The 11469-nt window shown below is 67.8% G+C and carries 11 protein-coding genes; 4 read left to right on the top strand and 7 right to left on the bottom strand.

Annotation, left to right across the window (positions count from 1 at the left end):
- Window positions 1-132: 132 nt before the first annotated feature.
- From recF to mutM, 6 genes are all read right to left on the bottom strand, one after another.
- On the bottom strand, window positions 133-1284 hold the full coding sequence (recF, locus tag CJ014_RS12970; protein ID WP_100080895.1) for a DNA replication/repair protein RecF: 1152 nt from the start codon (window positions 1282-1284) through the stop codon (window positions 133-135).
- 20 nt (window positions 1285-1304) lie between these two features.
- Window positions 1305-2423: a DNA polymerase III subunit beta gene (gene dnaN, locus CJ014_RS12965; RefSeq protein ID WP_100080894.1), complete on the bottom strand. Its 1119-nt coding sequence runs from the start codon at window positions 2421-2423 to the stop codon at window positions 1305-1307.
- Between the two features lie 218 nt (window positions 2424-2641).
- Complete coding sequence (gene dnaA / locus CJ014_RS12960; RefSeq protein ID WP_100080893.1) at window positions 2642-4105, bottom strand: chromosomal replication initiator protein DnaA; 1464 nt, start codon at window positions 4103-4105, stop codon at window positions 2642-2644.
- 382 nt (window positions 4106-4487) lie between these two features.
- A complete protein-coding gene (locus CJ014_RS12955; protein ID WP_342588542.1) occupies window positions 4488-4985 on the bottom strand; it encodes a rhodanese-like domain-containing protein in 498 nt (165 codons plus the stop codon).
- A 572-nt stretch (window positions 4986-5557) separates the two neighbouring features.
- A complete protein-coding gene (gene rpsT / locus CJ014_RS12950; protein WP_100080891.1) occupies window positions 5558-5824 on the bottom strand; it encodes a 30S ribosomal protein S20 in 267 nt (88 codons plus the stop codon).
- Between the two features lie 165 nt (window positions 5825-5989).
- Window positions 5990-6856 carry a bifunctional DNA-formamidopyrimidine glycosylase/DNA-(apurinic or apyrimidinic site) lyase gene (gene mutM / locus CJ014_RS12945; RefSeq protein ID WP_100080890.1) on the bottom strand — a complete coding sequence of 289 codons (867 nt, stop codon included), beginning with the start codon at window positions 6854-6856 and terminating at the stop codon, window positions 5990-5992.
- A gap of 127 nt (window positions 6857-6983) precedes the next feature.
- Between mutM and ubiE the strand changes: the two genes are divergently transcribed.
- On the top strand, window positions 6984-7742 hold the full coding sequence (gene ubiE / locus CJ014_RS12940) for a bifunctional demethylmenaquinone methyltransferase/2-methoxy-6-polyprenyl-1,4-benzoquinol methylase UbiE (RefSeq protein WP_100080889.1): 759 nt from the start codon (window positions 6984-6986) through the stop codon (window positions 7740-7742).
- 103 nt (window positions 7743-7845) lie between these two features.
- Entirely contained in the window at window positions 7846-9375 is a 1530-nt protein-coding gene (gene ubiB, locus CJ014_RS12935) for a 2-polyprenylphenol 6-hydroxylase (RefSeq protein ID WP_207765742.1), read from the top strand.
- Window positions 9376-9382: 7 nt separating this feature from the next.
- On the opposite strand, the gene CJ014_RS12930 is transcribed toward ubiB, so the two are convergent.
- A complete protein-coding gene (locus CJ014_RS12930; RefSeq protein ID WP_100080887.1) occupies window positions 9383-10081 on the bottom strand; it encodes a Crp/Fnr family transcriptional regulator in 699 nt (232 codons plus the stop codon).
- A gap of 142 nt (window positions 10082-10223) precedes the next feature.
- Between CJ014_RS12930 and msrA the strand changes: the two genes are divergently transcribed.
- The gene (msrA, locus tag CJ014_RS12925; RefSeq protein ID WP_100080886.1) at window positions 10224-10892 is read left to right on the top strand and encodes a peptide-methionine (S)-S-oxide reductase MsrA; all 669 of its coding nucleotides are present in this window, start codon (window positions 10224-10226) and stop codon (window positions 10890-10892) included.
- On the top strand, window positions 10889-11467 hold the full coding sequence (locus CJ014_RS12920) for an NADPH-dependent FMN reductase (RefSeq protein WP_100080885.1): 579 nt from the start codon (window positions 10889-10891) through the stop codon (window positions 11465-11467). The genes msrA and CJ014_RS12920 overlap by 4 nt, the downstream gene beginning before the upstream one ends.
- The last annotated feature ends 2 nt before the right edge of the window (window positions 11468-11469 follow it).

Raw genomic sequence — 11469 nt, 5'->3', positions numbered from 1 at the left:
ACTGCTTCAACCACCCTCGGCGGCAGGCCGAAAGTCGTTTCTTTTCAATGCTCTTATCGGGGATTCATCCCGGCGGAGCGGCAGCGGCCGCACCATGGCCCGGCAATCGGGTGGAAATGCGGCGAATCACTCTCAGAATTCCCCGGAATCCGGCGCTGCGACATCGGGAATCGCGATGATTTCCGCCTCGTTCGAAAAGCCCTCGAAAGGGGCGATGTCGGTGCCGGTCATGAAGGCCTGGACGCCGAGCGCGGCGATGAGGTCGACCAGCGCCCGTCGCCGGCGGGCATCGAGGTGGGCGGCCACCTCGTCGAGCAGCAGCACCGGCGGGTTGCCGGTCAGCTCGGTGACCAGTGCCGCCTGGGCCAGCACCAGGCCGGTGAGCAGTGCCTTCTGCTCGCCGGTCGAGGAGGCCGAGGCGGGCATGTCCTTTTCGGCATGGCGGACCGACAGGTCGGAGCGATGAGGGCCGACGAGCGTGCGGCCGGCCGCCCGGTCGCGCGAGCGGCCGGCCCTGAGGTCGGCCCGCAGCCAGTCCTCGACATCGGCCGCCGCCGCGCCGTCGAGCGCCGTATCGACCTCGCCGGTCAGTTGGACGGCGGCGCGCGGGAAAGCGCCATCGCCATCGGGGCGCGTCTCGATCAGCCGGGCGAGGCAATGCACCGTCTCGCGGCGGGCGGCGGCAACGGCGACGCCGGTGGCGGCGATCTCGGTTTCGAGGGCGTCAAGCCAGACCACGTCGGCTTCGCGCCCCTCCAGCAGGCGGTTGCGGGAGGCGACCGCCTGCTCGTAGGCCGAAACGCGCCGGCCATGCGCCGGGTCGACCGCCAGCACCAGGCGGTCGAGGAAGCGGCGGCGGTCCGCCGCCGCGCCGGTGAACAGGCCGTCCATGGCCGGAACGAGCCAGATGAGGCGCAGATGGTCGGAAAGCCGTTCGCTTGCCTTCTGCGGTTCGCCGTCGACGAGGATCCGCCGGCCCGGCTCGCCGGGAACCGCGCCGGTGCCGATCCGCACCGCCCCGAAAGCGCCCTCAACACCGGCCAGCACGGAAAAGCCGCCGGAACCGCCGAGCCGGGCCATCTCGGCGAGCGTCGCCCGGCGAAAGCCACGGCCGGGGGCGAGCAGGGACAGCGCCTCGAGCACGTTGGTCTTGCCGACGCCGTTCTGGCCGATGAGCACCACCGACCGGCCCGCGAAGTCGAGCGCGAGATCGGCATGGTTGCGGAAATCGCTGAGGCGAAGGTGGCTCACGCGCACCTTCGCCTCCGGACGGGATTCGGTCATGGCATTCCAGCAAGTGGCGGTCACACCCGCATCGGCATCAGCACATAGAGCGTGGCGTCGTCTCCGGCATCCTGGATCAGCGTCGGCGAGCCGGCGTCGGCGAGGTGGAACAGCGCCGTCTCCGAGGTGAGCTGGCCGGCGATATCGAGAAGATAGCGGGCGTTGAAGCCGATCTCGAGCGGCGTGTCGCCATAGTCGACCATCACCTCCTCGGTGGCCGTGCCCGAATCCGGGTTGACGACGGTGAGCACCATGCGCCCCTCGGCAAGCGCCAGCTTCACCGCGCGGCCGCGCTCGGAGGAAATGGTCGAGACGCGATCGACGGCCTCGGCGAATTCGGACTTGTCGACCCTGAGCTCCTTGTCGTTGCCCTGCGGGATCACCCGGCCATAGTCGGGGAAGGTGCCGTCGATCAGCTTGGACGTCAGCACCACGTTGCCGACCGTGAGGCGAATCTTGGCATCCGACAGCTCGACCTTGAGCTCGGCCTTGGGGTCCTCGATGAGGCGCTGGATCTCGCCCACCGTCTTGCGGGGCACGATGATGCCGGGCATGCCCTCGGAACCGTTCGGCGCGGCGATGTCGGCGCGGGCGAGGCGATGGCCGTCGGTGGCGACGGCGCGGAACAGCGGCCCCTCGGGGCCGTCGACGGTGTGCAGGAAGATGCCGTTCAGATAGTAGCGGATCTCCTCGTTGGAGATGGCGAACTGCGTCCGGTCGATCAGCCGCTTGAGGTCGCCGGCTTCCAGCGTGAAGGAATGGCTGAGGTCGCCGACGGTGATGTCGGGGAAGTCACTCTCCGGCAGCATCTGCAGCGCGAAGCGCGAGCGGCCGGAGGAAATGGCCAGCGTGGCGCCGTCGGCCGACGCCTCGAGGGAGACCTGCGATCCCTCGGGCAGCTTGCGCACGATGTCGTAGAACATGTGCGCCGGCACCGTGGTGGCGCCGGGACGCTCGACGATCGCCGGCACCGTTTCCTGCGCCTCGAGATCGAGGTCGGTCGCCTTCAGCTTGAGCTGGCCGTCGTCGGTCCGGATCAGCACGTTGGAGAGAATCGGAATGGTGTTCCGACGCTCGACGACGCGGTGGACGTGGGTGAGGGAGGCAAGGAGGTGCGACCGCTCCAGCGTAACGCGCATGGAAAAACCCGTCTGTCGTGGCTGCCGCGCCCAAGTCGCCGCGCTGAGCGCGACCGACGCGGCCTCCGGAAAATCTGGCGCCCGAGGCCGTTTCTCCCCGTCGCCGCCAAGGTGGCGACCGCAGGGAAAAGCACATTACGGCAACTGCCGATTTCCGCAAGCCGGCAAGCCGTTGACCGAACGGGTTTTCGCCGGCGTTTTTCGTTTCCGCTGCGGCTTCAGGCCTCGAGCATGCGCTTCAGGACCTCGATCTCCTGGGTCAGCGCCTCGTCGGAACCGATCATCTCCTCGACCTTGCGCACCGCATGCAGGACGGTGGTGTGATCGCGGCCGCCGAAGCGCCGGCCGATCTCCGGCAGGGAGCGCAGCGTCAGCGATTTGGCGAGATACATGGCGATCTGGCGCGGCCAGACGATCGAACGGGTGCGGCGCGACGACAACAGGTCCTGCTTGGAAACGTTGTAGTGCTTGGAAACGACGCGCTGGATGTCCTCGATCTTGACCCGGCGGGTATCGGTGACGCGGATGAGGTCCTTCAGCGTCGTCTCGGCCATGGCCAGCGACAGGGTCAGGCCGGTCAGTTGGTTGTGGCCGGCGAGGCGCGTCACCGCGCCCTCGAGGTCGCGACCCGAGGTGGTAACGTTGCGAACGATGAAGTCGATGACATCGTCGGGAACCGAGAAGCCGGGCATGTGCTGGGCGGTAAGGGCGATACGGCGCTCGACGATCGAACGGCGCAGCGCCGCATCGGGGGCGCCGATCTCGATCAGGAGGCCGCCGGAAAGGCGCGAACGGACGCGTTCGTCCATGGTTTCCAGCTCGACCGGCGGCCGGTCGGCGGCGACGATGACCTGCCGGGCGCCGTCGATCAGCGTGTTCACCGTGTGGCAGAATTCCTGCTGGATCTGCTTGCCGTGCAGGAACTGCATGTCGTCGATGACCAGCAGATCGATGGTGCGGAGCGCTTCCTTGAAGGCGAGGGCCGACTGGGTCTGCAGCGACTGCACGAAGCGGTACATGAAATGCTCGGCCGTCAGATAGAGCGCCCGCATTTCCGGATGCTCGGCCTTGAGGTGATGGGTGAGCGCCTGCAGGAGGTGCGTCTTGCCCTGGCCGACCGAAGAATGGATGTAGAGCGGATTGAACTTGACGCCGGAGGCCGAACCGTCGGCGACCTGGCGGGCGGCGGCCAGCGCCAGGCGGTTGGAGGCGCCTTCGACGAAATTGTCGAAGGTGTAGCGCGGATCGAGCGGCGAGGAGATGTCGTCGAACAGCCGGGCGGAAGCGGCATCGGCAACAGGACGGACCGGAGAGACGACGCGCGGCGCCGGCACGCTGGCTTGGCGAGCGGCTTCCGGCGTCGCGAAACGGCTGGGCGCCTCGACCTTGGCCCGCATGGCCGAGCGGACCGACACTTCGACCTTGCGATAGGCAGGCCCCTCGGCCTGCCAGAGGGCGGCGAGCTTGTCGCGATAGTGGGTGGAGATCCAGGTCTTCAGGAAGCGGCTCGGCACCGAAAGCCAGACGGTGCCGCCCTCGATCTGCTCGACGTTCATGCCGGCAAACCAGCAGGAGAACACCTCGTCGCCAAGATCGGCCTTGAGGCGGCCACGAACGCGCATCCAGGCATCGGCATGACCAACTGCCGCTCCGGCGACGCCGCAGGCTTCCGCTTCCAACATATCTCGGCCTCCATCCAAAAAATACCAGCTACCAGGTCTTCCATCCGAAGAGCGCTTCCGCCAGGAGCGCCCTCCGCCGGCCGTCCCGAAGCGACGACCGGACCAATTCACTCTTGCCTGCCAGCCTTGAGCGGCGGCTTCCGGGACACGCCCATCATACCGCCATCTCCGCCGGCGAGGACAGGACGTTCATCCCTTACGAGGAGACGTCCCATCAAGTTTTTTTCGGCCGCAAGGCCGACGGCAACACTCATGACAGACAGAAGCCCGTCATCCACCGGAGCCGCAGCCCTCCGGATCTCAGATTGTGGTCAGCGTGGCAGGTCTCCCGATCCGCGCGCACCGCGCCGGCCGTAAAGCCGCGTTTGTCCAACGCATCGGGTCAACTCTGGATCCAGGGCAAGCCGCTCGCCTTCCAGCCGTCGACACATCCCCTGTGTCGATCCGGACCGAGCGCCCCCTCGAAACCGCCTGCCACATTAAAAGCCCGCGTGAAGCCGCCGGCTGTTGCCACGGTCGCCGCAGACCGACTGCGCGCTCCCGACCGACAGATGAAATAGAGCGGAGCGTCCGCGCCGACGCCAAGGTCGGCAAGCGCCTCCCCGAGCTCGTCGGCGAAAGCCGGATTGACGGCCATATCCGGAAAGCGCTGCCACTCGACGAGCAGCACGCGCTTGCCGATGCTCTCAAGATCGGGAAGACCGACGAAGTTCCATTCCGCCACCGTCCGGACGTCGATCAGCACGGCACGAGGGTCGGCGGCAAGCGCCTCCCACGCGTCGCGCACACCGACGTCCCCCGCATAGCCCGGACCTTCGTTGAATGACCCCGAAACCAAGATTGCCCCACCACCCCATAAAGAACCAAACAGAAAAGACAAAACAAATCCATGCGCAAAATGCGCATATATGCCCGAATTGCCTTTCTGGATTAAGTTGGCTACTTGCCTCGGCCATCGCACCTAAAGAATTACCGACGGCTAGCCCCCTGCTTTAATTTACTTTCATAAGCGAGTGCTTGGCTCGCTCGCTTCAATCGGGTTGACCATACACAGGCCCCAAGGGGGGAGCAAGAGCCGAATCTTCCTATGTCGTTAACCCGCTTTTTACCGGCGAGGACACCCCCCGAAAAGCGATCGGCGAACCCTAGGGGATTCAAAGATTTGCGCCACCCCATACGGCCAAACCCTATTTGGTCGTACGCCGGCTGGCCCGCCATTGCTTAGCCGCGTTTTCGTTTCCGCCGCCGCGGATTCTGCGCAGCCTGAAACCGACGTATAACCAACCCTTTGTTTTTTAACGAATAAATTTGCCATCCGACTCCCGGATCCCGGCGGTCATTTCGACCGGACCGTACGAGCCGGAAAAGCAAAAGGGCCCGGCTAAAAGCCAGGCCCCGATGGACTTGTCTTGACGAAACGAAGGCCTCTCCGACGCCGCCAGGCGTCCGGCATCAGGCGCCGATCGACTTCAGGCGGGCGGCCAGGCGCGACACCTTGCGCGACGCCGTGTTCTTGTGAACGATACCCTTGGTCGCCGCCCGCATGAGCTCCGGCTCGACGGCCTTGAAGGCCTCGGTGGCGGCCGTCTTGTCGCCGGAAGCGACGGCTTCCTCGAACTTGCGCACGAAGGACCGCATGCGGCTGCGGCGAGCCTTGTTCACTTCGGTGCGAGCCGCGATCTTGCGGGTCGCCTTCTTGGCCGACGACGTATTGGCCATTCTCGAGCCTTTCTCTCTCCCGGCCAAGCCGGGACTTGTTGTTGAGCCGCCGCGGCTGCCGGACCCGGCCACACGGACGACGTAAAACTTTCAGGCGGCCGACGACCATCGGCCACCGTCCTTGGGGCGGGCTTATAGACGCTGGAACGGCCGCCGTCAACGCCATCAGCGCTGACAGGACGGACAAAAGAAGGTCGAGCGCCCCGCCTGCCTGATGCGCGCCACCGTGCCGCCGCAGCCCGGCCGCCGGCAGGGCTCGCCCTCGCGGTCGTAGACGGCGAAGCGGTGCTGGAAATAGCCGAGCGTGCCGTCGGTCCGCATATGGTCGCGCAGGCTCGAGCCGCCGGCCTCGATCGCCTCGGCGATGACGGCGCGGATCGCCGCCGCCAGCCGTTCGGCCACCGGCGGATCCGCCAGCACGGCGGCCGGCCGGCGCGGATCGAGCTCCGCCCGCCAAAGCGCCTCGCAGACGTAGATATTGCCGAGGCCGGTGACGGTCCCCTGGTCGAGGAGCGCCGCCTTCAGCGGCGTCCGCCGGTCGGCCAGGGCGGCGAGCGTTGCGGCCGAGAACAGGTTGGAGGTCGGCTCGACACCGAGCCCCACGAGGCGCGGATGCCGTTCCAGCTCGGCGCGCGGCAGCAGGTCCATGAAGCCGAAACGCCGAGGGTCGTTATAGATGATCGCCGTGCCGCCCCGGAGTTCGAAGCGGACGTGGTCGTGGCGGTCGTCGCGCGAGCGGGCGAGCGCGAAGGCGCCGGGCACGGCGCCGGTCCCTTCGGCGCTCTCGATCCGGAAGGAGCCGGACATGCCGAGATGGGCAAGCAGCGTTTCGCCGCCCTCGACGTCCCAGAGGAGATATTTCGACCGGCGGTCGAGGCCGAGGACGCGCCGGCCGGCAAGCCGTTCGGCAAAGCGCTCGGGAAAGGGGTAGCGGAGGGTCGGCCGGGCCAGCACGACGCTCAGGATGGTCGCGCCTTCCAGCACCGGCTGAAGGCCGCGGCGCACCGTCTCCACTTCCGGCAGTTCAGGCATTGGCGGATGGTCTCCTCATGGCGACGCAGGATCACCCGTCGCTTGCGGCCAACATAGCGCCCGCCGTTCTCTTCGGCTATGGTCGCGGGCGCGCCGATGGCGCGAGGTTCACGGCAGGACGGGACGGATGATGACGGACAACAGCACTTCCTTCGGCTTTCGCGAGGTCAACGCGGGCGAAAAACAGGGCCTTGTCGACCGTGTCTTCCATTCGGTGGCCGGCCGTTACGATCTGATGAACGACCTGATGTCGGGCGGCCTGCACCGGCTCTGGAAGGACGCCATGGTCTCCCGCCTCGCCCCGCCGCGCTCGGGACGGCGGCCGTTCAAGGTGCTCGACATGGCCGGCGGCACCGGCGACATCGCCTTCCGCATCGCCGAGCGCTCGAACCGCACCGCCGATATCACCGTCGCCGACATCAATTCCTCGATGCTCGAAGTCGGCCGCGAGCGGGCGCGGGCGCGCGGCCTCGACAAGCTGGACTTCGTCGAGGCCAACGCCGAGGACCTGCCCTGGCCGGACGCCAGCTTCGATGCCTATACGATCGCCTTCGGCATCCGCAACGTACCGCAGATCGACAAGGCGCTATCCGAAGCCTTCCGCGTGCTGAAGCCGGGCGGCCGCTTCCTCTGCCTCGAATTCTCGCGCGTCGATGCGCCGGTCGCCGACAAGGTCTACGACCTTTATTCCTTCCACCTGGTGCCGAAGATCGGCCGGGTCGTCGCCAAGGACGAGGACAGCTACCGTTACCTCGTCGAATCGATCCGCCGCTTCCCCGACCAGGAACGCTTCAAGGCGATGATCGAGGCGGCCGGCTTTTCCCGCGTCGGCTATACCAACATGTCGCTCGGCGTCGTGGCGCTCCACGTCGGCGTCAAGATTTGAAACCATCGCGAATGTCTCCCGCCGATTCGACGCGTGTAACATTCGCGAACGGCATGCCGTAGGGCGCGCCTTCCGGCACGACGCCATCGAGGAAATTGCCCTGATGCTTCCCGTCGATCTCGCTCGCCTCGTCCGCGCCGCCTGGGTGCTCGCCCGCGAGGGGGTGATCAACGCGCTGCCGCTGCCCGAGCCGCGGCCCTTCGCCGTATCGACCGCGCTGCTCTTCGCAAGAGCGATCCGCCGGCGCGGCGCGGCCAGCCGGGCCGAGCGGCTGTCCATCGCCTTCTCCCGTCTCGGTCCCTCCTACGTCAAGCTCGGCCAGTTCCTCGCCACGCGGCCGGACGTGGTCGGCGCGGCGCTGGCCGCCGACCTCGCCGAGCTGCAGGACGCCATGCCGGACTTCGGGCTTTCGGGCGCCCGGGCGGTGATCGGCGAAAGCTTCGGCCTTGAGGCGGACCGGCTGTTTCCCGAGCTGGGCGCGCCGATCGCCGCCGCCTCGATCGCCCAGGTTCACAAGGCGATCGTAACCGACCGGGGCGGGCCCCGCCGCGACGTGGCGGTGAAAGTACTGCGGCCCGGCATCGACCGGCGCATCGCCTCCGACCTCGCCGGCTTCTATCTCGCCGCCCGGCTGATCGAGCGGCTCGCGCCGCGCGTCCGCCGCCTGAGGCCGGTCGCCGTCGTCGACACGCTCGCCCGCTCGCTGACGCTGGAGATGGACCTGCGCCTCGAGGCGGCCGCGCTGTCGGAGATGGGGCAGAACACGGCCGGCGACGAGGATTTTCGCGTGCCGACCGTCGACTGGCGGCGCACCAGCCGCTCGGTACTCACCATGGAGTGGATCGACGGCATCAAGCTGTCGGACGTCGCCGCCATCCGCGCCGCCGGCCACGACCTTCCCAAGCTCGCTGCGACGCTGCTGCAATCCTTCCTCAGGCATGCGCTGCGCGACGGCTTCTTCCACGCCGACATGCACCAGGGCAACCTGTTCGTGGACGCCGCCGGGCGGATCGTCGCCGTCGACTTCGGCATCGTCGGCCGCCTCGGCCCGCGCGAGCGCCGCTACCTCGCCGAGATCCTGCACGGCTTCATTACCCGCAACTACCGCCGCGTCGCCGAGGTGCATTTCGAGGCCGGCTACGTGCCGCCCGAGCAGGAGCTCGAAACCTTCGCGCAGGCGCTCCGGGCGGTCGGCGAGCCGCTGCACGGCGTGCCGGCGTCGGAGATCGCCATGTCGCGGCTGCTCAACCAGCTGTTCGAGACCACCGAGCTGTTCGCCATGCAGACGCGGCCCGAACTCATCCTCTTGCAGAAGACCATGGTGGTGGTGGAGGGCGTGGCCCGCAGCCTCGATCCCGAGCTCGACATGTGGAAGGTGTCCGAACCGGTGGTGGGCGGCTGGATCGCCCGCAATCTCGGCCCGATCGGCCGCATCGAGACGGCGGTGTCGGCGGCCGGCGATCTTCTGGCCCTCACCCCGCGCCTGCCGCGGCTTTTCGACGCCATCGAGACGATCGCCGCCCGGACCGAAGCGGCCGACATCAGCCGCCGTCGCCGTTCGATCGCCCTGCCGCTCTGGGTCGGCGCGCTGTCGCTCGTGGTGATCGCCGCCGCCAGCCTCGGCTGGATCTGAGGAGAAGTCAGCCGCGGGCCAGCGCGGCGAGCCGGTTCTCGTCGGTGACGGCGATGCGGCGGCGGGCGCTGCGGACGATGCCCTGCCCCTCCCAGGCGCTGAGCAGCCGGCTGACCGTATGCAGCGTGGTGCCGGTCATCTCGGCGATGTCCTGCCGGGTCAGCGGGAAGTCGATGAGGATGCCGCCGTCCTCCTCCTTGCGGCCGGCCCGGCGGACGAGGCGCAGCAGCGCATGGGCGACGCGGCGTTCCACTTCCTCGGTCGACAATTCGCGAATGCGGGTATGCGCCTCCTGCAGCCGCTCGCCCACCGCCTCGAGGGCGTTGACGGCGAGCACCGGGTTGAGCGTCACGAAATCCTGCCATTGCGAGGACATCCAGACCAGGACGAGGCTCTCGGTCACCGCCTCGGCGGTGGCCGGATAGTCGGTGCGGCGGATAGCCCTGGCGATGCCGAACACCTCGCCGGGCAGCACGTGGCGCACCACCACCTGCTCGCCGGACGGCGTGACCTGGATCACCTTGAGGTGGCCATGGAGCAGCAAGTAGAACTCGTCGGCCGGCGCACCCTGGCTGAACACCGGCTCGCCCGGTTCGACGGTGCGCACCTGCACGGTGGCCAGCACGGCATCGAGGTTCTCTTCCGTCATGTCGCGGAACAGGTCGAAGCCGCGGATCAGCGATCGGTCGAGTTTACGGGACGCCATGGGTGAAGATCTCCTCTTGGCGATCGTTATAAGCAAAGCTACCACCGAGCGCCAGCGAGCCCGGCTTGCAAAGCAGCGGCGGCGGTCCCATCTTCGGAAGCCGGTTCCGGGGGGAACCGCGACGGGGAGACAAGGAAGAGCCATGGCCTTTTTCGAGACGTTCCGGAAGCCAGCGGTCCTGCCGACGCCCGAGACGGCGCTGCCGGGCCGCGCCCAGCCGGTTGCCACCGCCGAGACCCATTTCGTGACCGGCCGACCGCTGAAGGGCCCGGTGCCGGAGGGATACGCCGTCGCCACCTTCGCCCTCGGCTGCTTCTGGGGCGCCGAGCGGCTGTTCTGGCGCCTGCCCGGCGTCTACCTGACGTCGGTCGGCTATATCGGCGGCTTCACCGAGAACCCGACCTACGAGGAGGTCTGCTCGGGCCGCACCGGCCATGCCGAGGCGGTGGAGGTGGTGTTCGACCCGAACGCCGTTTCCTACGCCGATCTCGTCCGCCTGTTCTTCGAAAGCCACGATCCGACGCAGGGCATGCGCCAGGGCAACGACGTCGGCACCCAATACCGTTCGGCGATCTTCGTGCACGACGAGGCGCAACGCGCCGTGGCGGAAGCCGCCCGCGAAGCCTACGGCAAGGCGCTTGCCAGGGCCGGCCGGCCGGCGGCGATCACCACGACCATCGAGCCGGCCGGGCCCTATTATTTCGCCGAGGACTATCACCAGCAGTATCTCGCCAAGAACCCGGACGGCTACTGCGGTCTCGGCGGCACCGGCATCGCCTGCCCGGCGCCCGGCGCCGGGGCGCTATCTTGAGGGGGCGGCCCAACCTGCTGGTGCTCTCCGGCTCGACGCGCGGCGGCAGCCACAACGGCCGCCTCGCGGCGCTCGCGGCGCGGGACCTCGCATTGCACGACGTCGAGGTGCGGCTTCTGTCGCTCGCCGACTATCCGCTGCCGCTCTACGACGGCGATCTCGAGGCGGCACGCGGCGTGCCGGAAGCGGCGCTGAAGCTTGCGGATCTGGTGCTTGCGTCGCAGGGCGTGTTCATCGCCTCGCCGGAATACAATCAGTCGGTGACGCCGCTTCTCAAGAATAGCATCGACTGGCTGAGCCGCATTCGGGGCGACCGCTACCGCGGTCTATGGACGGAGCGCGTCTTCGCCATCGGGGCCGCCTCGCCCGGTCATTTCGCCGGCATCCGCTCGCTGATGCATCTCCGACATATCCTCGAAAATGCCCTTGGCGCCCGGGTGCTGACGCAGCAGGTGGCGGTGCCCTATGCCGACAAGGCCTTCGACGAAGGAGGCAATCTCGCCAATGACAAGGCGGCGGCACAGCTCGAGCGGCTGGTCACCGCGCTGATCGGCGAGGCCGGGCGTTTCGTCTGAGC

The organism is Pleomorphomonas carboxyditropha (assembly GCF_002770725.1).
Taxonomy (GTDB): domain Bacteria; phylum Pseudomonadota; class Alphaproteobacteria; order Rhizobiales; family Pleomorphomonadaceae; genus Pleomorphomonas; species Pleomorphomonas carboxyditropha.
Note: the sequence above shows the minus strand (reverse complement) of the source record. Positions and strands in the feature narration are given on the sequence as shown.